Raw genomic sequence first — 21,035 nt, 5'->3', positions numbered from 1 at the left:
GTAACCGGGTTTACTCACTCACCCTTTACCCTTTTTTCGCATGAAGAATTTTCGGATTACCTCGATGTGTGCCAGCCTGCTGGTGCTGGCCGTGGGCGCGCTCTCGTCCTTCACCAATAGCAGCCCCCTAAGTGACCGCGAAACCCGCTCGGTGGGCTCGTTCACCGAAATCAGCCTTGGCGGCTCGGCCCGCGTGGTGGTGAAGCAGGGCAGCCCCCAAAGTGTGGTGGTGGAAGCCAGCAAAGAGGACCTGGCGGACTTTGAGACTGAGGTGAAGAGCAGCCAGCTTCGTCTGGGCTTCCGCCAGAGCTCGGGCCGAATGTTCAGCAACAAAAGCCACGGCCCCGTGACGGTGTACGTGACCGCGCCCAGCCTGACGGCGCTGCGCGTGGGCGGCTCGGGCAAGATGGAAGTGAACGGCGCGCTGCAAGCTGATGCCATGACGCTGGCCGTGAGCGGCTCCGGCGATTTGCTGGTGCCGCAGCTCAAGGCCGGGCACTTGGAAACGGCCGTATCCGGCTCGGGCGATGTGACGGTGGGCGGCACCTGCCCCAGCAACGAAATTCGCATCAGCGGCTCGGGAAAAGTGAAGGCCCACGACCTGAAAACCGAAACCAGCCGCGCCCGCATCAGCGGCTCGGGTGACGCGCATGTGTACGCCAGCCGCACGGCCGATGCGTCGATTTCGGGTTCGGGCAATATGTATGTGGCCGGCGGCGCGCAGCTTAGCAGCGCCGTGCACGGCAGCGGCCGGATTACGAAGGAATAACCGCCTAAAAGACTGTGGAAAAGCCCCGGCCGCAAGCAGCGGCTGGGGCTTTTTGGTGGCCGATAGTGGCCTGCTGGTATAAAATTCGGGCATATGGCCATAGCGGGCCGACCGCCGGGGAATGCGGGCCGTACCTTTGTGGGGCCGCTTGCCGGCTTTGCGTTTCACCCAATACCACCCCGTGTATCTTCATCATGTGGCGGCCTACCTCCCGGAGGCCGTCGTCACCAATGCTCATTTCACTCGTCTTAATGGCTTGGCCAGCGAGTGGATAATTGAGCGCACCGGCATTCAGGAGCGCCGCAAAGCGGGCCCCGGCGAGAATGCCAACACCATGGCCATTGCCGCTACCCGCGCTGCGCTGGCCGCTGCCCCCGCTTTTGCCCAGGCTAGTGTCGACCTTATCGTGGCCGGCACCTACACGCCGCACGATACCATTTTCACCGCCGCGCACGCCGTGCAGCGCGATTTGGACATCAACGAAATCCCGACCGTCAGCATTTCTTCGGCCTGCTCCTCGCTGCTGAACGCCGTGGAAATTGTGGAGGGCTACTTCGCCATGGGCAAGGCCAGCCGCGCCGTGGTGGTCGTGACCGAGCACAACACCGCCTACAACAACGAGGAAGATACCATGGCCGGCCACCTCTGGGGCGACGGCGCGGCGGCCCTGCTTATCAGCAAAGAGCGCATCAGCCCCGGGGATTTGCACATTGCCGAAGTCATCACCGGCGGCGCGGCCCCGGTGGGCAAGGCCGATGAGGCCGTGACCCTCAAGCCGGTAGAAAAAGGCATCGTGATGCCCTTCGGCCGCGACGTCTTTCAGCAGGCGTGCACCTACATGGCCCGCGTGACCCAAACGCTGCTCGACAAGCACCACATCGCCACGCCCGACCTCACCTACCTCATCCCGCACCAGGCCAATCTGCGCATCTCGAAAAACGTGGCCAAGCAGCTCGGTATCGAGCTGGAACGCACCGTGAACAACATCGAGCGCCTCGGTAATACCGGCTGCGCAGGTGCTGCCATCGGCCTGGCCGAGGTATGGGACACGCTGAAGGGCGGCGATAAGGTGATTATTACGGTGTTTGGCGGCGGGTATTCCTACGGGGCGATGCTGCTTAATAAGTAGGTAGGGGCGGGGCTTGCCCCCGCCCGGATGTTCAGCGGACGAGCCTTACGATTCGGGCGGGGGCAAGCCCCGCCCCTACATTTGCCCAATGCTTCCTCCCGCCGCCGCTTTCCTCCCCGAAATCACCTTCCAGACCAGCCGGGCCAGCGGGCCGGGCGGGCAGAATGTGAACAAGGTAGAGTCGCGCGTGGAGCTGCGCTGGCACCTGCTGAACTCCGAAATCCTCACCGACAGCCAGAAGCAGCTGATACTGGAGAAGCTGGCGAACCAGCTCACCGCCGACGGCCTGCTGCTCCTCACCGCGCAGGACGACCGCAGCCAACTCCGCAACAAGGAAATCGTGCTGGCCCGCTTCCACGAATTACTCCTCAAAAGCCTGCGCCGCCCAAAGCCCCGCAAGGCCACCAAGCCCAGTAAAGGGGCCGTGCGCAAGCGCCTGGAAGGCAAGAAGATTCAGGGCGAGAAGAAGGCTAACCGGCGGCGGCTGGAGTAGCTTTCTGACCTGACTTAAAAGTGAAGAACCTATAGTAGCGTGCCGCGCAGTATCAGCAGGGCCACCGAGAAGTAGATAATCAGGCCCGTGACATCGACTAGCGTGGCCACAAAGGGTGCGGAGGACGTGGCCGGGTCCAGGCCCAGCTTCTTGAGCAGCAGCGGCAGCATGGAGCCCGCCAGCGAGCCCCACAGCACGATGCCCACCAGCGCAATGCCTACCGTGACGGCCACCAGCAGCCAGTGCTCGCCATAAATGGGCGTGATGCTCTGCCAAATGGCAATGCGGCTGAAGCCCACCAAACCCAGAATCAGGCCCAAGGCCGAGCCGGTGATAAGCTCGCGGCGCAGCACCCGCCACCACTCGCCCAGCGTGAACTCGCCCAGGGCCATGGCCCGGATGATGAGCGACGTAGCCTGCGAGCCCGAGTTGCCGCCCGAGCTGATGATGAGCGGCACGAACTGCACCAGCACAATGGCTTTCTGTAGCTCGCCTTCGAAGAATTGCATGGCCGAGGCCGTGAGCAATTCGCCCAGAAACAGCACCACCAGCCAGCCAGCCCGCTTCTGCACCAGGCTCATGAGCGGCATGGTGAGGTATGGCTCATCAAGGGCTTCGGAGCCGCCGAGCTTCTGCATGTCCTCGGTGTCTTCCTGCTCGCGGATGCTCAGGATATCATCAATCGTCACGATGCCGAGCAGGATGCCCTGGTCCGAAACCACGGGCAGGGCGTTGCGGTCGTTGCGCCGGAACACATCGATGGCCTCTTCCTGGTCCTGCGTCACGGTGAGTTGCACGAAGCGGCGGTCCATCAAATCGCGCACCCGAGCCGTGGGCGCGGCCAGCAGAAACTCGCGGATGCGGATGTCATCAATCAGCACGCCCTGCGCGTCGGTCACGTAGAGCATGCTCAGCGTTTCGGACTGCCCGCCGTGCTGGCGGATGTAGTCGAGCACCTGCTGCACCGTCCAGTTCTCGCGGATGGCGATGTAGTCGGGCGTCATCAGGCGGCCCACCGAGTATTCGGGGTAGCCCAGGAGTTGCAGGGTCACCTTGCGCTCTTCCTCGGAGAGGCTTTGCACGAGCTCGGCCACGAAGTTGGCGGGCAGAAATTCCAGCAGGGCCGTGCGGTCATCCGGCGACATCTCGTTGAGGATGTCGGCCATCTTGTCCTGGGCCAGGTTGTCGAGAAAGTGCCGCTGCTCCTCCAAATCGAGGTATTCGAACACCTCGGTGGCCAGCTTCAGCGGCAGCAGTCGGAAAATGATGAGCTGTTCCCGGTCCTCTTCGGCCTCAATGAGCGATACCAGCTCCGAGGGTTGAAAATCGCGGAGCAGCTGCTTGAGCTTAAAAAATTCGCCCTCCTGAATCAGGGACGTGATGGTTTCCACGGTCTGCGGCTGCATGAAAAAGAAGGAGGGGGAGGTGCTTCGCTAGGCAAGCGGGGTTGATGAAGGGAATAAGCGCCACAAAAGTAGGGCGAAGCGGGCGGTAAATGGGTAGGGCGGGGCGGTTTGTTGTTTGAGCAACGTCTGTCATCCTGAGCGCAGCGAAGGACCTTACCATGTCTGCTACCGTTTGCAGTGGCCTCATACGGCGCTGGCGTGGTAAGGTCCTTCGCTGCGCTCAGGATGACAGACCAATTTCCCCCTCCCGCCCCCAAATCCCCGCCGCCGCCCCATCTTGCCGCCCAATCCCCGTGCTCATGCCTGAAGATGACTCTCCCATTGCCGCGCCGCTGGGCACCCTCGTGGTGCTCGGCGGGGGTGACGACGACCCCCTGCTCACCCTACTAGCCGGCCTGCTGCCCGACCGCAACCTGCCCATCGAAGTGCTGACCACGGCCACCCGCCGCCAGCCCGCTCGCACTGCCGCCGCCTACGCCCACGCCTGGCACCAGCTGGGATGCCCCCACGTGCGGCACCTGCAAGTGAACGAGGACCACCCCGCCGACGACCCCGCCACGCTCACGCGCCTGCGCCGGGCCGCGCTCGTTTTCATGAGCGGCGGCGACCAGGAGCGCCTCACTGATTTCCTGCTCGGCACCGAATTCCTGGCCATTCTCAAGCAGAAATACCAGACCGAAGCCGGCTTCATCATCGCCGGCACCAGCGCCGGGGCCTCCGCCGTGGCCGAGTTTATGTTGGTGGACGGCCACGGCTGGCGCAGCCTGCTGGGCGGCCGCATCGAAGTGCAGCCCGGCCTGAACCTGCTACCCGGCGTGCTCCTCGACCAGCACTTTGCCGAACGCGGGCGCTACCCGCGCCTCATGCACGCCGTGCTGGCCCAGCCTGAATTATTAGGCATAGGTTTGAGCGAGGAAACGGGGTTGATTATCCGCCCCGGTCAGCCCGCGCAGGTGTTTGGCGAAGAAGCCGTGGTGGTTATCGACGCGGCCCAGGTTACCCACAACAACCTCCCCGGCCTGGCCGAGGGTGCGGTTATCAGCGGGCACGGCTTGCAGCTGCACGTGCTGGTGGCGGGGCAGGTGGTGGATATTCCGGGCCGGGCCGCCCGGCACGCCGGGGAATAATTGGTCATTCCGAGCGGAGCGAGGAATCTGAGATAAGCTGTTTGGACGGCTTTACCCAGATTCCTCGCTCCGCTCGGAATGACAGCATTCTACCGGCGTACTTCTACCCAGCCTTTGGCGCGGCGGTTGTCGGCGTCGCGCAGCTGGTAATAGTAGATGCCGTCGGGCAGGCCGGTGGCGTCCCAGTTGTTGTGGTAGTCGTCGGTTTGATACACGCGCTGGCCCCAGCGGGTGTATACTTCCAGCGAAGCCGGCCGACAGCTGAAGCGGGGCTGAAAGGTCTGGTTGGCGGCGTCGCCGTTGGGGGTGATGATGTTGGGCATGAACACCTCGCCCACCTCCACGGGCGAGAAGCCGGTGAGCACCTCGCAGTTGCCGTAGCGCGCCGTGAGCGTGACGTGATAGGTGCCCGGCTGGGCGTAGCGGTGCTTCGGCTCAGCCAAGATGCTGGGTTCGCTGCCATCGCCAAAATCCCAGCTATACGTGGCGTGCGGGGCCAGCAGCACCGGCGAGAACGGGCAGTCGAACGGCGCGAGGCCGGTGTAGCGCGGCGCGGCGGCGCACACCGGCAGGTTAAGCCCCACATCCTGCGCCGACACGGGCGCCAGCACCACCGTGCGGGTGGCCGTGGCCTGGCAGGGCCCCTGCGTCACGGTGTAGGTGAGCGGGAAAACACCGCCCCGGTTGCCGGTATTCGGCGGGGTGAAGAAGCCGCCGGCCGTGACGCCGGTGCCGCTCCACACGCCCCCGGCCGGTGCGTAGCCCAGTAGCTGGAAGGGCTGGCGCAGGTCGGCGCACAGGGTGGTATCACGGCCGGGCGTGATGGCCGGCAGGCGGGCCACTACCACCTGCTGGCTGAGTGTGCCGCAGCCCATTGAGTCGGCAACGCTGTAGGTGAGCGTGTGGGTGCCCACGCCGGCCGCCGCCGGGTCGAAGCGACCATTGCCCACGCCCGGCCCGCTGAAGGTGCCGCCGACCGGCGTGGCCGCCAGCGCCACCGCCGCCCCGGCCACGCACTGCGGAGGCACCGGCGCAAACGTGGGCACCACCGGCGGGGCCACCAGATAGCGCACGCTGCGGGTGCTCAGGCAAATGCCGGTGGTAGCCACCGTGTAGCTGATGACGTATTGCCCCGGCCCCACGGCCGTGGGCACGAAGCGGTAGCCGCCGCCCGCGTTTGCCTGCACGCCCGGCCCGGCCCACACACCGCCCGCCGGACTGCCGGCCAGCGCCACGGGGCCGTTGTCGAGGCACACATAGCGGCGCGGGCCGGGGTCGGCCTGCAGCACTTCAAAGTTCATTTTGAAGGCCCCGTTGTTGCAGTTCGAGCTGCCGTTGCGCACGGTGTAGGTGCCCGCGCCCGGCGGTAGCGGGAAGCCCTGGTTACTGCTACAGCTGGCGCACACCGCTTGGTACACCACGCCGCGCTTGTCGAAGCGCGACGTGCCGCCGTCGACGTGCTCCCGGGTCCCATTCTGGCCATAAAAGGTGGCGTACTCCAGCCGGGTCATGCCGGCCGAGAACTCGGCCAGGTAGAAATCGGAGCCGTCGGTAGTGGTCTGGACCGCCCCGCTGGTGGTGGGCAGGCCGGTGGTGCTGCCGCCTAGGTAGCTGATGCCGGTTCGGCTGGGGCTGTTCACTTGCCCGCCCCAGCCGCACACGTACACCCGCTCACAGTCATCGACCAGGAAAGCCGTGGGCACCAGGTTGGGGCCGTTGGCATTGCTGCCGCTGCCAAACGCCGTGCTGTAGAGGCTGGCGGTGAGGTCAGGATTCAGTTTCTGAATGAATTGCGTGCCATTGGGCGTGGCGTAGAGGCCCAGCGTGGCGGGGTACTGGCCCAGCGTCTGGCCCAATAAGTAGGCATTGCCCGCCGCATCGAGTTGCAGCAGGTAGGCCTGGTCATAGGCACTGGTGCCCACGTAGCTGCTGCGCTCCAGGGTGCGGCCATCGGCGCTGATGCGGGCCACGAAGCCATCGATGAAGCCGGGCGCGGTGCGGCGGTATGCTCCGGCGGTGGTCGGAAAATCGGTCGAGACCGTGCCACCGCATACGTAGGTGCGGCCCTGCGCGTCGAGCTGGATGGAGTAGGCGGCATCGGCCCCGAGGCCGCCCAGGTAGCCGGCCCAGAGCATCACGTTCAGGCCCGGCGTGAGTTTGCAGACGAGCGCATCGGACTGCCCACCGGCCGCCAGCACGTTGTTAAACCCGTTGTTCATCAGCGGGAAGTTGCGCGAAAAGGTATTGCTGGCGATGTACACGTTGCCGGCCCCGTCGAGCAGCACATCGCCCCGGAAGGTGTCGCCGTAGTTGGCCGCCAGCGCGGACTGGGTCACGCCGTCGTTGCCCGAGCCGCCCAGGTACGTGCTGGCCAGCAGCCGGCTGCCATCGGCGCTGAAGCGCGTCACGAACAGGTCGGAGCCGTTGGGCATGTTGTAGGGGTCGCCGTCGCCGAAAGGGTCGAGGTAAGAGCCGCCTCCAAAGTTGCGCTGCACCACGCCGGTCGTAGTAGGGTAGTTGGTGGAGGACGTGCTGCCCAGCACCACCAGCTCGTTCTGCGCATTCACCACTAGGCTGTGCGGAAACTCGCTGCTGCCGCCGCCCAGGTAGGTGGCCCACACCCGCGCCGCTGCGCCGCTCACGCTGGTGTTGTACTTGATGATGCCAATGTCCTCGATGCTGCTGAAGGTGGTGTGAAACGCGCCCGGCGTGGCCGGGTAGGTTCCGCCCAAATTGCTGGCCACGATGCCGCCCGAGTACATATTGCCCGCGTTGTCATAAGTCGCGGTGAAACCCCAGTTATCAGCCGTTGAGCCCGTGAGGGTGGAGAACTGCACCGTGGGGTCGATGGTCAGGGCGCGGGCGTGGTCGTAGCTGCCGAGAGCGAAGGTGAGGGTGCTGCCCGTGAGCACGTAGCGGCAGGCCACCGGCTGGCGCTGCCCGGCGGCATCGAGTTGCCAGGCCCGTGGGGCCAGCTCGGTAGTGGTGCCCACCGTGGTTTTGATGACGAAGTTGCCGGCCGCATCCAGGGTCAGGGCGCTGGCACCGTCGTAGCGCAGGGCCACGCGGGCGGGGTTGGCGCGGGGGGCCAGCAGCACGTCGTATTCCAGGTGCTGGCCGGCGTTTTCGTACAAGGTCAGGTCGATGCCGGGCCACAGGCTGGTGTAGCGCAGCTGCCGGAACGCGCCCACGTGGCTGGCCCAGCGCCGTTGGTCGGTGCCGATGAAGTAGTTGCGCTCGCCCGCCGTGGGCGTTTCGGCCGTGAGGCGGGCGCGGGCGCTGGCTTTCTCAAAATGCACGGTGTAGGCGTGGGCCGCGATGTCGGAGGCTTTGGCAGTGCCGGCAGGGCGGGTGGTGCCGTCGTGGTGGTGCAGGGCGGCGGGGTCCAGGAAAGCGTAGGTCAGGGCATCGGGCAGCACGAAGAGGGTGCCGGCTGGCAGGTTGGCCTCGTAGCGCACGCGGCCATCCCACTGGCCTTTGTTCTGCACGAATTCGAGGCTGGGACTAGAAGGTGCTACGGCCGCGCCTCGCGCCGCCTGGGCGGGGCGAGAGAAGGAGGCCGAACAACATATCAGAGCCAGCACAAAGCGGCTCAACGAGCGAAAAGGTATGGGCATAGAAACGCCAGAGGCAGAAAGGGGTGGAAAGGCAAAGATTGGGGAAAAAGCGGAGCCCGCCCAAGGGAAGGAGGGGGCTTTGGCCGGAACGGCAATCGTGCAAAATTCGTGCGCGGGTGATGCCATGATGAACAGCACGGCCGTCAGCATTGGCGGCCACCGGTATCCTTGCGTTATGCAGCACAATGTACGGGATGTAACAGCGAGAGCACCCGGCCATCTGCTCCGCCGCTCAGGCGCGGATGGCAGCACTGCCCACGCTCCATTTGCGCGGGTTGGTGAGGCTGCGGCCAGGACCTGTGCCGGTGAATTCCGTCCTTTGCGCCGGGGCTTCCGTTAAAGCTCCTCTCAAGCGGCGTTGCCAAGCTGCGCTGAATGCCTGCTTATCCTCAGGGTTACCAAGGATATCCATTTTAATGCTAGAAGAAACGAAACATTACTTTTCCAACGCTGTCGGGTCGGTCCTGTACGTTCCCGGCTCCTTCGTGTACCTGCACTGGACGGGCGAGCCCTTGCACAGCGCCGAGCTGCGCGCCCTGTATGTGCACGCCCGCAACCTGCTGCTGCGCTACGACCTGCGCCGCATTCTGGCCGACCACCGCGCCATGCCGGCCGCCTTTGACGAGGTTGACCGTGACTGGCTGCTCACCGACTGGTTTCCGCACACCACCGAGGAGATACCGCGCGTGCGCTACGCCGCCCTGCCCAGCCCCAACCCGCAGCGCCGCCTGCACACCGACGACGTGGTGCAGGCCCTGCGCCACTACGCCGAGGTAGCACTCTTTAATGATATTGCGTCGGCTACGTCATGGCTGGAAGCGGGGTAGGCCACGGCCATTCCCCAATCCCGCTTCTTTTGTTTCCACCCACCAGGTTTCGTATGGAGTTGCCCTTTTTTCGCTGGTTCCGCACCCGTTTTGACCTCGCCCACGACATGGCCGAGCCGGCCGAAATTGTGGCCGACGTGGAGGCCGGCATTGCTTTTAAAGGCACGAATCTGTGGGTGTTATTCTTTGCCATTCTGGTGGCTTCGGTGGGGCTGAACGTGAACTCCACAGCGGTTATCATCGGGGCCATGCTCATTTCACCGCTCATGGGGCCAATTGTGGGTGTGGGCTTTGGGGCGGCTACTTCTAATGTGGATTTGGTGCGCCGGGGGCTAAAGAACCTGGGCATTGCGGCTGGGCTCAGCGTGCTGGTGTCGGCACTATATTTCCGCCTCACACCGCTCACCGATGCTGGTTCGGAGCTGCTGGCCCGCACCACGCCTACTACCTGGGACGTGGCCATTGCCCTGTTTGGCGGAGCGGCCGGGGCCATCGGCTTCACCCGGCGCGAGGTGAGCAACGTGGTGCCGGGCGTGTCCATCGCCACGGCCCTGATGCCGCCGCTGTGCACTGTGGGCTACGGACTGGCCACGGCCCACTGGGCCTTCATGGCCGGCGCATTTTACCTGTTTTGCATCAATGCGGCCTTCATCAGCCTGGCCATGTTCCTGGTGGCGCGCATCCTACCGTTGCCGCACTTCGAGTTTGAAAACCCCCGGCAGGCCCGGCGGGCTAAAGTGTTGTTCTGGTCGGTGGCCGTGCTCACGGCCGTGCCCAGCGTGTGGCTGGCGGCCGGCATCGTGCGGCGCACCACCTTCGAGCACAATGCCCAGCAGTTCGTGGACGAGGAGTTGAACCTGCCGGGTGCCTACGTGGTCACGCGCCGCATCGAATACGACAAGCGTGCCATCAACGTGCTCTTGACGGGCCGCATCCTCACGCCCGCGCAGCTCCGCGCCGTGCGCGCCCGGTTGGATGCGTACCACCTGCGCCGCGCCCAACTGACGGTGCGCCAGGGCCTGGCCCAGCTCGATTCGGCCGATGCCCGCGCCCTGCGCAGCAGCCTGCTGGAGGACGTGCGCAGCCGCAACGAGCAAACCCTGGCCAGCTACGACGCCCGCCTAGCGCAGCTGCAACAACTGTTGACGCAGCAAGCGGACCAAACCGGCCTGCCCGCACCCGCAACGCTGCTACGCGAAGTGCAGGCGGAGCACCCCACCGTGCGCCAGCTCGGCCTGAGCCGCCTCGTGCAGCCCGCCGCCGACTCGCTCCGGGCCGATACTGCCGTCGTTGTTTCGCTGCGCACCACCCAGCCGCTGCCCGCCGCCGAAGCGCAGCGCCTCACCCAATGGCTGACTGTGCGCGCCGGTACGCGCCAGCCCGTGCGCCTGCTGCTGGAAGGCCCGAAATAGCGGGTTCGAGCAGCTTGATTTCCGCCGAACGGACGCGGCTGGCGGCCGCCGCCCGACCTTTGTAGTTCATCCGCCTCCCCCCCCAATGCCTGAATTTCCCTCCCGCTACGCCCGTGTGCTGGCCTGGCTCGACCAGCGCATCATCCGGCCCTTCTATACCGACCGGGTGCGGCGGCTGATTCTCCAGAGCTTTCCGTTCTGGATTGCCTCCATTCTGACGGGCATGGTGGCCGTGGGCTACGAGAAAGTGTTTGGCTGGGCCGAGCAGATGAGCTTTGCCTGGCTGACGCGCACACCCTGGCTGGCGTTTGTACTCACGCCGCTGGCCTTCGGGGCATCGTGGCTGCTGGTGCGGCAGTGGGCCCCGGCGGCGCGGGGCAGTGGCATTCCGCAGGTCATGGCGGGCATCGAGCTATCGAATCCCAGCCAGCACCGCCGCACGGCCTATTTGCTGAGCCTGCGCGTGGCCATTGTCAAGGTGCTGAGCAGCGTGGTGCTGCTGCTGGGCGGCGGCGTCATTGGCCGCGAAGGCCCCACCATCCAGATTTCGGCGGCCATTTTCCGGGCTATCAACAAGCTGCAACCGGCGGGCTGGCCCCAGCTCTCGCGCCAGATTGCCCTGGTTACGGGCGGCGCAGCGGGCCTGGCGGCGGCCTTCAACACGCCGCTGGGCGGCATTGTGTTTGTGGTGGAGGAGTTGACCCAGATGCACATGGCGCGGTTTCGCATGGCCGTGTTCACGGCCGTTATCATCGCGGGCCTCACCGCCCAGACGTTTCTGGGGCCTTATCTGTACCTGGGCTTTCCGAAAATCATTCCGGTGGCAGGGTGGGGGCAATTGCTGGTGGTGATAGTGGCGCTGGTGTGCGGGCTGGCCGGGGCGGTATTTGCCAAAACGCTGCTGTGGCTGGGGCGCTATCGGCAGCGCTTCACCACGCTGGCCGCGCAGGCGGGCTGGGTGCTGGGCTGCGGCCTGCTGCTGGGCGGGCTGGCCTACTGGGTGGGCATTGAGGGCGTGGGCACGGGCAAGCCCATTATCAACCGCCTGCTGTTCCAAAACAATGGCGTGACACCGTGGTACCTGTTTCCGGTGCGCTTCGCGGGCATGGCGCTCAGCTACAGCAGCGGCGGGGCGGGCGGCGTGTTTGCCACCTCGCTCAGCGCCGGGGCCATTCTGGGCGATGGCATCTGCCAGGTGTTCGATGTGGCCGTGCCCGACCGCAACCTGCTGATTCTGGTGAGCATGGTCAGCTTTCTGACCGGGGTGGTGCGCTCGCCCTTCACGGCCGCCATTCTGGTGCTGGAGATGACGGACCGGCACTCGGCCATCTTCCAGCTGCTCATTAGTGGCCTGCTGGCCCAGGGCGTGGCTTCGCTCATCGACCCGCACTCGCTCTATGAGCACCTCAAGGCCGGCTTCATCCGTGAAACGGGCGAGGCCGAACGAACCGGCCGGCCAATGCCCGCCCCGCCGGCCGATTAAAAGCCCGGCCAGCCGCTGCGCGGGCCAGCCGTTACCTTTGCCGGCTCTGTTGCCTCTGCTGTGCGCCGCTCTTTCGCTTTCAAATTTACGTTGCTGACCCTGGCCTGGCTGCTGCTGGCCATTGCCTGCGAGCAGGTGCCGGCCGGCGCGTTCTGGCCGGTGGTGTTTGGGGCGCTCACCACGCCGGGCGCGCTGCTGCTCACGGCCCTGCTGGCCCTGTACTGGCTGCGGCGCAACTGGCGCGTGGCGGTGCTGCCCATCGTGGCGCTGGGCCTCACGTGGCCGCACGTGCAGCGCGGGCTGGCCCTGCACGTTCCGCTTAATGCGGAAGCGAGGACGAAGAATGAGGAATTCAAGAGCGGGAAGGAAACGCTGCATTCCGCTTTCTTCCTGCCCCGGGCCAACGAAGTGAGCCTGCTCTCGGCCAACGTCCGCATCTTCAACGTGTATGCCCAGCTGCGCGACCCGGACTACGCCTCCTCCAGGGGCTTCATCCACTGGCTGGCCACCAGCCCGGCCGACGTGCTCTGCCTCCAAGAGTTCTACAACGAGCCGCGCCGTTCCCGCGAAAGCGGCGGCATTTTCCAGTCGGAAGACCAGCTGGGCAAGGGCAGCGGGCGGCACGCTTTCGTATCCACCAGCCTCACCAACAGCGCGGGGGCCGAGTTCGGGTTGGCTATTTTTTCGCGCTTCCGCATCGTGCGGCAGGGCGTCATTCCGTTCGGCAAGCTCTCGCAAAACCACGCCATGTGGGCCGATTTGGCCCGCCCCGCCGCCCCCGGCCGCGCCCGCCCCGACACCATTCGCGTCTTCAACCTGCACCTGCAAAGCATGGCCATGGCCGAAAGCGACATCGCCACCGCAACCGAAAGCCGCGCCGGCCTCCGCCAGAAGGCCCCCAACCTGCTGCGCCGCTTCCGCAACGGGGCCGTGGCCCGGGGCGTGCAGGTCGATACCCTGGTGGCCCGCGTGGCCCGCTCGCCCTACCCCGTGCTGCTGGCCGGCGATACCAACGACCTGCCCTATTCCTATACCTACGACCAGCTCGCCGACCACCTTCAGAACGCCTGGGCCACCGCCGGTCTCGGCCTCGGGGCCACGTATAATGGCAAGCTGCCCGGCCTGCGCATCGACCAGCAGTTTGCCAGCAAGCAGTGGCAGGTGCTGGCCTGTAAGGTGCACCGCGAAATTAAGTGGAGCGACCATTTCCCCGTGGAAGCGTTGTACCGATTGCAGTAGGGGCGGGGCTGGTCCCCGCCCGTCGTTCCTACACGAAGACTCCGCTCAACGACCGGGCGGGGGCCAGCCCCGCCCCTACTGCAGTTGCATTTTTTGCACAAAACATCCCGGCGGGTTGAGCAAAAGGCCCTAATGTTTTGTTGTGGCCTGCCAGCCGGCGCACGTCGCCCGGCCCGCTACCTTTGTACCATGTCGCTCACGCTCTACAACACGCTTACCCGCAAGAAAGAAGAATTCCAGCCCGTGCACCCGCCCCAGGTGGGCGTGTACCTGTGCGGCCCCACCGTGTATAGCGAAGCCCACCTCGGCAACGCCCGCGGCCCCGTGGTGTTTGATGTGCTCACGCGCTACCTGCGCCATCTGGGCTACCAGGTGCGCTACGTGCGCAACATCACCGACGTGGGCCACCTCGAAAGCGACGCCGACACCGGCGAGGACAAGATGGAGAAGGCCGCCCGTGCCGCCCGCATCGAGCCCATGCAGGTGGCCCAGCACTTCACCAACCGCTACCGCCAGCATATGCTGGGCCTCGGCTGCCTGCCGCCCGACATTGAGCCCCAGGCCAGCGGCCACATCATCGAGCAGATTCAGGTGATTGAAGAAATCATGGCCAACGGTTTGGCTTATGAAGTCAACGGCTCGGTGTATTTCGACGTGCCCAGGTACGACGAGGAAGGCAAGCGCTACGGCAAGCTCTCGAACCGCAGCATCGAAGACCAGATGGCTAACACCCGCGCCGGCCTCGAAGGCCAGAGCGAGAAGCGCAGCCCGCTGGACTTTGCCCTCTGGAAGAAGGCTTCGCCCGAGCACATCATGCGTTGGCCCTCGCCCTGGGGGGAAGGCTTCCCCGGCTGGCACCTGGAGTGCTCGGCCATGAGCCGCAAGTACCTCGGCGAGCTGAGCGACATCCACGGCGGCGGCCTCGACCTCATGTTCCCGCACCACGAATGCGAGATTGCGCAGAGCCAGGGCAGCCACTCGCACACCGACGAGGCCCGCTTCTGGGTGCACAACAACATGATAACCGTGAACGGCACCAAGATGAGCAAGAGCCTGGGCAACTTCGTGTTGCTGGGCGATATGTTCAAGGGCCCCACCGGGCCGCTGGCCTTCGGCTACTCGCCGATGGTGGTGCGCTTCTTCCTGCTGCAAGCCCACTACCGCAGCCCGGTCGACGTGAGCGATGACGCCCTGCAAGCCGCCCGCAAAGGCTACCGCAAGCTGATGAACGGCCTGCGCCTGCTCGACCGCCTCTCGGCCGATAGCCTCTCCGGCGAGGTAATCCGCGACCGCACGGTGGCCCCGCTGGCCGAAGGCCGCCAGCCCGACACCGCCGCCGGCGACACGGAGCTGCGCAAGCTGGTGGCCGACGTATTCGTGGGCCTGAACGATGACCTGAACACTGCCCGCGCCATTGCCAGCCTGTTCAACCTGTTGCGCAAGTTCAATACCCTGGCCGCGACCACGGCCGCGATGGCCACCGTTTCCTCCGCCTCCCTCACCGAAGCCGTGGAAGCCTACCGCGCCGTGGTGTCGGATATCCTGGGCCTGCAGGATGAGCCCCGCGCCAACGCCGAGGAGCTCCTCAAGCTCACCCTGGAATTCTATACCGAAGCCAAAGCCGAAAAGGCTTATGATAAAGTCGACGTTATCCGGGCCGCCCTCAAAAGCCAGGGCATCGTGATAAAAGACACCAAGGCCGGCGTGGAGTGGGCGTATAGCGAGGAGTAGAGACGGCCAAAATCGTCTGTCATCCTGAGCACAGCGAAGGACCTTCTCACCGATGAACAACTTGCAGTAATTAAGAACGGCGCAGCGGGGATAAGGTCCTTCGCTGCGCTCAGGATGACCGTAAAGAACATGAACTTCCGCACCCTCCGCCTTCCCCTCGCCGCGCTCGCCGGCCTCCTGTTCCTCACCGGCTGCCCCGAAAAGAAGCCCTCCGAAACCGCTGACACCAGCGCCCCGGCCGAAGCCAAGCTGCCCAAAGCCCCGGTCTTCAATGCCGATTCGGCCTATGCCTTCACGGCGAAGCAGGTGGCGTTCGGGCCGCGCGTGCCCAACTCCAAGGCGCACCGCGCCACCGGCGACTGGCTGGTGGCTAAGCTCAAAAGCTACGGCCTGAAGGTGATGGAGCAGCCCTTTGAGGCGATGACCTTTGATGGCACCAACATCCACGCCCGCAACATCATTGCGCAGTACCAGCCGCAGGCGGCGCGGCGCGTGGCCATCTTCGGCCACTGGGACACCCGCCCCTTTGCCGACAACGACAAGGTGAAAAAGAATGCGCCGATGGACGGCGCTTCCGATGGTGCCAGCGCCGTAGCTGTGGCCCTGGAAATGGCTCGCCAGCTCAGCCTGCAACCCGACTCGCTGGCCCCCAACGTGGGCGTGGACTTCATCTTCTTCGATGCTGAGGACTGGGGCCACGACGACACCACCCAGCAGGACCTCAAGAACCAGCTCGACGGCAGCGGTACTGATTCCTGGTGCCTGGGCTCGCAGTATTGGGCGGCGCATATGCTGCCCGCCAACTACAAGGCCGAATACGGCGTGCTGCTGGACATGGTAGGAGCGAAGAACGGCAAGTTTACCCGCGAGGAAACCTCGCGCACCAACGCCCGCACCGCCCTCGATAAAATCTGGGGCGTGGCCTCGCAGTTGGGCTACTCCGACTACTTCCGCTACGAGGACACCGGCGGCATCACCGACGACCACGTGTACACCAACCGGGCCGGCATCCCCACCATCGACATCTACCACTACAACTCGCCCACCGACTACTTCCCCGCCTACCACCACGCCACCACCGACAACATGGCCATCATCGACCGCAACACGATGAAGGCGGTGGGCCAGACCATGCTGCAGACGCTGTACGTGGACTAGGCAAAGAGCTGTCCTTCCGACGCAGGAGGAATCTGAGTAAAGCCGTTGGACGGGTTCCCCAGATTCCTCCTGCGTCGGAAGGACAGCCTGGGAAAGGCAGTCACAAAAAACGGCCGGCGGGGCAACCCGCCGGCCGTTTTTTGTATCAATGGGGCTCACCCCAACCTTCCTTTCCGGCTCTTGATGCGTCTTTCCTCTCTCCTGTTGCTGCTGTTGCTCAGCCTGCCTGCCCTGGCCCAGAGTAAGTTAAAAACCGAAGTCAGTGCCTTGTTCTACTTCCGCCAGCGGGTGGATGTGCAGCCCTTCGCCGGGAAGCCCTACCGCCTCTCGGCCCGCATGAAAGTGGAGGCCCCGGCCGGCGACAGCGCCGATGCCAACGTCTTCGTGGTGGTGTTCGACAAGAACAAGAAGTTTCTGAGCATGAGCAAGCCCGGCCAGATGCGCGCCAAGCGCCGCGACGGCCAGTGGCGCACCTTTGCCCTGGCCGGCACGCTGCCCAAAACGGCCGCCCAGCTGGTCGTCAACGCGAATGTGTACCTCAACGGCACCTTCGGCTACGACGACTTCAAGCTGGAAATCGCCACCGCCAAAGGCCAGTGGCAGGCCGTACCATTGGCCAACGGCGACTTCGAAGCCGCCCGCGCCGACAGCGCCAGCGGCTTCCCCAACGGCTGGCGGCCCTTGTACCTCAACACGGCCTTCCGCTACCGCACGGCGGCTGAGGCGGGCGGCAACCACTACCTCGAAATCATCGGCCAGGGCGCTATTGCCTACGGCCACAATCCCGCCGCCGGCCACACGGTGGCCCTCAACGGCATCAAGCTCTACTACGAGACTTACGGGCAGGGCGAGCCGCTTTTGCTGCTGCACGGCAACGGCCAGTCCATCTCGGCCTTCAATGGGCAGATTCCCGAGCTGGCTAAGCATTACCAAGTCATCGCCGTGGACACCCGCGCCCAGGGCCAATCAACCAACGGCAAGCAGACGCTCACCTACGACCTCTTTGCCGAGGACATGAGTGCCCTGCTCACGGCCCTCAACATCCCCGCCGCCCACGTCGTGGGCTGGAGCGACGGCGGCAACACCGGCCTCAGCCTGGCCCTGCACCACCCGCAGCAGGTGAAGAAGCTGGTGACGATGGGAGCCAACCTCTGGGCCGACACCCTGGCCGTGACCGCCGCCACCCTCAAGGAAGTGCACAAGGGCAAGACCCTGACCACCTGGCTCTACCCCCTCAGCCCGCGTATGCGCCAGATGCGCCCGCTCATGGTGCTGCTCCTCGACTACCCCCGCATGAAGGCCACGGACCTGGCCGGCATCACGGCGCCCACGCTGGTGCTGGCCGGCGAGCACGACCTGATTCAGGATGCCCACACCCGGCTTATTGCCAGCAGCCTGCCGCACGGGCAGGTGCACATCTTCCCCGGGCTGACGCACTACGCCCCGCGCGAAGACCCCGCCATGTTCAACGCGGCGGTGCTGGCGTTTCTGGGGCGGCCGTAGGGGCGGGCTACCGGCAACGAAGAAGGGCAAGCCATGTGGCTCGCCCTTCTTCGTTTTAACCTTGGGGAAGTCTACTCCACCGTCAGGCGCAGGGCCGTGTTACCAGCGCGCACTACGTACACGCCCGCAGGCAGCCCGGCCGGCAACGCCAGCGTGGCCATTCCGGCGGCATCGGCCTTGGCCGAAGTCATCTGGCGGCCTAGCGCGTCGAACACCGTGGCCACCGTGCCAGGCACCGCGCCCGTGAGCGTGGCTCCTGTCTTGGCGGGGTTGGGGAACAGGGCCAGGATGGCCTTGGCGCCGGTTAGGGTAGTGCTCGGTAGGGCCACCGTGCGCACGGGCGAGTAGCTGAAGGTGCCGTCCAGGTCCACCTGCTTCAAGCGGTAGTAAAGAGTGACTGAGCGGCTGAGTGGCTGAGTGTCCAGCAATTCGTAAGCCTGTGGGGTGTTGCTGCTACCGGCCGCCGCCACTGTACCAATGCGGGCAAACGTGTGGTCATCGAGGCTGCGCTCCACCTCGAAGCGGGCGCTGTTCTTCTCCGAGGCCGTGGCCCAGGCCAGGCGCACGGCAGCCGGGCCAGCAGGCGCGGCCGTGAAGGCGGTGAGCTCGACCGGCAGGGGTGCTGCGAGGGCGGCCCCGTAGTAGGCGATGTTGTTGGCGGCCAGGCCGCCCGCCGTGGCGAAGGAACCTCCCACGTACAAGTTCCTGCCATTGATGGCAAAGGCGTAGACGCTGCCATTACTATCGATGCCATTGGCCGCGCCCGTGCCCAGGCTGGTCCAGGCCGTGCCATCCCACTTGGCTACGTGGTTGGCGGGGTTGCCGCCGGCCGTGGTAAACTGCCCGCCCACGTACAGGTCGGTGCCATCGAGCAGGAGGGCCGATGCGCCATTGCCCAGGCCGCTGCCCAAGGCACTCCAGGCGGAGCCATCCCACTTGGCCACGTTGTTGGCCGGCGTGCCGCCGGCGGTGGTGAAGTAGCCGGCCGCATACAGGGTGCTGCCGCTCAGGGCCAGCGCCGAGACGCTGCCGCTGATGCCGCTGCCGAGTGCGCTCCAGGTGGCGCCGTCCCATTTGGCCAGCTTCGCAATGGAACTGTTGCCGCCGGCCGAGGTAAAGTCGCCCGCCACGTATACGTCGGTGCCGCTCACGACCATGGACGACACGCCGGAGTCGTACATGCCCACACTGAGGCCGGTGCCCAGCGCACTCCAGGTGCTCCCGTTCCACACGGCAATGTTGTTGGCCGGTGTGCCACTTACGTTGTTGAATTTGCCGGCCACATAGAGTAGGCCGTTGCTTATGGTCATGGCCCTGGCCCCGATGCTGTACCCGGAGCCGCTGAGGCCGCTGCCCAGGGCGCTCCAGGCCGTGCCGTCCCACTTGGCAATGCGGTTGGCGGAGATGCTGCCGGCCATGTAAAAATAGCCGCCCACGTACAGGTCCGTCCCGTTTGGGGCGAGGGCCAGGGCACTCACGCTGCTCACGCCCGCGCCCAGCGCGCTCCAGGTGCTGCCGTTCCACTTGGCTATGCCGTTGGCCGCCACGCCGGCCACGCTGGTAAAGGAGCCCGCGATGTACATGCTGGTCCCGTTCACCAAGATGCTGTTGACCGAAACACTCGAGTACTGCGGACCGGTGACCCCGGGCGCCGTGCCGGTGCCCAGGGGGCTCCAGGTGCTGCCGCTCCATTGGGCCACGTGGGTGGCGGTGTTGCCGCCCGCCGCGGCGAACCGGCCGCCCGCGTAGACGGTGGTGCCGCTTACGGCCAAGCCCGAGATGCCGCTGTCAGTGCCATTGGCCGCGCCGGTGCCCAGGGGGCTCCAGGCGGAGCCGTTCCACTGCGCGATGCGGTTGGCGGGGGCGCCGTCGGCGTTGGTGAACTGGCCGGCGGCGTACACCGTCGAGCCGCTCACGGCAATGGCCTCGACCAGGTTGTCCATGCCGCCGCCCAGCGCGCTCCAGGCGGAGCCGTCCCACTGCGCGACGTATCTGGCGGAGACGCCGCCGGCCGTGGTGAACGCACCGGCCGCATACACCGTCGAGCCGCTCACGGCCACCGACTTTACGTAGTCACCCAGGCCGCTGCCCAAGGCACTCCAGTCGGTGCCGTCCCACTTGGCAATGCGGTTGGCGGCAACGCCGCCGGCGGTGGTGAAGTAGCCGCCCGCGTACACCGTCGAGCCGCTCACGGCCAGGGAGTAGATGTTACTATTCATGCCCGTGCCCATGGGGCTCCAGGTGCTGCCATCCCAGTGGGCCACGTTGGTAGCGGCCATGCCACCAGCCTTATCAAAGCTGCCGCCGATGTAGACGTCGGTGCCATTGGCGCTCAGGGCCAGGGCCAGCACACTGCCGGGCGTGCCGTACTGGGTGAGCGCGCCCGTGCCCAGGGCACTCCAGGCGGTGCCATCCCACCGGGCCACAGAATTGGCGGTGATGCCGCCGGCCGTGCTGAAGCTGCCGGCCGCGTACACGGTCGTCCCGCTCACGGCAAGGGCGTTGACGCTGCCACTGGTGCCGTTGGCCGCGCCCGTGCCCACGCTGCTCCAGGTGGTGCCATTCCACTGGGCAATGTTGTTGGCGGCCACGCCGCCGGCCGCGGTGAAGCTACCGCCCACGTACACGTTGGGTCCGCTGATGGCCACCGTATAGATGTCGCCGCCCACGCCGTTCTGCGTGCCGGCCGGGCTGCCGCCCACCACATTCCAGGCATCGCCGGCAGTCGTGCGCTGTAGCACGGGCTGGCCGCCCTTGCCGTAGCTGAGCTGGTAGCCCGCAGCATTGAACGCGCCCTGCGTGCCGGGCCGCACCGTGCCGTCGGGGTTGAGGGCGGTGCCCACCGAGGGGCCCGCGCCGGCCGCCGGGGCTTGGGCGCGGGCGGCGCGGCCGGCCAGCAGCAGCGCCAGCAAGGCCAGCAGCAGGAGCAGGCCGGAGCCCGTCAGGGCGCGGCGCAGGGCGTGGGCCGCACGGGCCGCCGGGGAGTCAATCGGAATAAAGAAACGCATACGCTACGCAGGAGAAATGAAAAAAACCGCCCCCATCCCCTTCGGAACGACGGCCAATAAATTCGTTGAGAACCAATAATCCCACAAAGGTCCGGTCTATACCAACACGGCGGTATCGCATGAACATGCGATA

At 65.6% G+C, this 21,035-nt stretch carries 14 protein-coding genes; 11 read left to right on the top strand and 3 right to left on the bottom strand.

Annotation, left to right across the window (positions count from 1 at the left end; translation table 11 throughout):
- Positions 1 to 40: 40 nt before the first annotated feature.
- From ACYU70_RS16995 to arfB, 3 genes are all read left to right on the top strand, one after another.
- Positions 41 to 769, top strand: coding sequence for a head GIN domain-containing protein (locus ACYU70_RS16995; RefSeq protein WP_342298813.1), 729 nt, complete (start codon positions 41 to 43; stop codon positions 767 to 769).
- Between the two features lie 181 nt (positions 770 to 950).
- Entirely contained in the window at positions 951 to 1,898 is a 948-nt protein-coding gene (locus ACYU70_RS16990; RefSeq protein WP_342298814.1) for a 3-oxoacyl-ACP synthase III family protein, read from the top strand.
- Between the two features lie 88 nt (positions 1,899 to 1,986).
- A complete protein-coding gene (gene arfB, locus ACYU70_RS16985) occupies positions 1,987 to 2,391 on the top strand; it encodes an alternative ribosome rescue aminoacyl-tRNA hydrolase ArfB (RefSeq protein ID WP_342298816.1) in 405 nt (134 codons plus the stop codon).
- 29 nt (positions 2,392 to 2,420) lie between these two features.
- Here the strand turns inward: arfB and mgtE are convergent, their stop codons facing one another.
- Positions 2,421 to 3,797: a magnesium transporter gene (gene mgtE / locus ACYU70_RS16980; RefSeq protein ID WP_342298818.1), complete on the bottom strand. Its 1,377-nt coding sequence runs from the start codon at positions 3,795 to 3,797 to the stop codon at positions 2,421 to 2,423.
- Between the two features lie 299 nt (positions 3,798 to 4,096).
- Between mgtE and ACYU70_RS16975 the strand changes: the two genes are divergently transcribed.
- Positions 4,097 to 4,924, top strand: a complete 828-nt coding sequence (locus tag ACYU70_RS16975) for a cyanophycinase (protein ID WP_342298821.1) — start codon at positions 4,097 to 4,099, stop codon at positions 4,922 to 4,924.
- An 89-nt stretch (positions 4,925 to 5,013) separates the two neighbouring features.
- Here ACYU70_RS16975 and ACYU70_RS16970 read toward each other — a convergent pair whose 3' ends face one another.
- Entirely contained in the window at positions 5,014 to 8,541 is a 3,528-nt protein-coding gene (locus ACYU70_RS16970) for a DUF7948 domain-containing protein (protein WP_342298823.1), read from the bottom strand.
- A gap of 416 nt (positions 8,542 to 8,957) precedes the next feature.
- Here ACYU70_RS16970 and ACYU70_RS16965 point away from each other — a divergent pair, with 416 nt between their 5' ends.
- The 7 genes from ACYU70_RS16965 to ACYU70_RS16935 all read left to right on the top strand — a co-directional run bounded on the left by ACYU70_RS16965 (position 8,958) and on the right by ACYU70_RS16935 (position 17,894).
- Complete coding sequence (locus ACYU70_RS16965) at positions 8,958 to 9,368, top strand: hypothetical protein (RefSeq protein WP_342298825.1); 411 nt, start codon at positions 8,958 to 8,960, stop codon at positions 9,366 to 9,368.
- A gap of 53 nt (positions 9,369 to 9,421) precedes the next feature.
- Positions 9,422 to 10,780 carry a DUF389 domain-containing protein gene (locus ACYU70_RS16960; protein ID WP_342298828.1) on the top strand — a complete coding sequence of 453 codons (1,359 nt, stop codon included), beginning with the start codon at positions 9,422 to 9,424 and terminating at the stop codon, positions 10,778 to 10,780.
- Positions 10,781 to 10,865: 85 nt separating this feature from the next.
- Positions 10,866 to 12,263: a chloride channel protein gene (locus tag ACYU70_RS16955; RefSeq protein ID WP_342298831.1), complete on the top strand. Its 1,398-nt coding sequence runs from the start codon at positions 10,866 to 10,868 to the stop codon at positions 12,261 to 12,263.
- Positions 12,264 to 12,323: 60 nt separating this feature from the next.
- Positions 12,324 to 13,502, top strand: coding sequence for an endonuclease/exonuclease/phosphatase family protein (locus ACYU70_RS16950; protein ID WP_342298833.1), 1,179 nt, complete (start codon positions 12,324 to 12,326; stop codon positions 13,500 to 13,502).
- 189 nt (positions 13,503 to 13,691) lie between these two features.
- On the top strand, positions 13,692 to 15,233 hold the full coding sequence (gene cysS / locus ACYU70_RS16945; protein WP_342298835.1) for a cysteine--tRNA ligase: 1,542 nt from the start codon (positions 13,692 to 13,694) through the stop codon (positions 15,231 to 15,233).
- Between the two features lie 114 nt (positions 15,234 to 15,347).
- On the top strand, positions 15,348 to 16,391 hold the full coding sequence (locus tag ACYU70_RS16940) for a M28 family peptidase (RefSeq protein WP_342298837.1): 1,044 nt from the start codon (positions 15,348 to 15,350) through the stop codon (positions 16,389 to 16,391).
- A 183-nt stretch (positions 16,392 to 16,574) separates the two neighbouring features.
- Entirely contained in the window at positions 16,575 to 17,894 is a 1,320-nt protein-coding gene (locus tag ACYU70_RS16935; RefSeq protein ID WP_342298839.1) for an alpha/beta fold hydrolase, read from the top strand.
- Between the two features lie 71 nt (positions 17,895 to 17,965).
- Here ACYU70_RS16935 and ACYU70_RS16930 read toward each other — a convergent pair whose 3' ends face one another.
- A complete protein-coding gene (locus ACYU70_RS16930) occupies positions 17,966 to 20,902 on the bottom strand; it encodes a hypothetical protein (RefSeq protein ID WP_342298841.1) in 2,937 nt (978 codons plus the stop codon).
- Between the last annotated feature and the right edge of the window lie 133 nt (positions 20,903 to 21,035).

This window comes from Hymenobacter segetis (assembly GCF_054776495.1).
The sequence above is the reverse complement of the archived record's forward strand: the minus strand, read 5'-3'. Positions and strand labels throughout refer to the sequence as shown.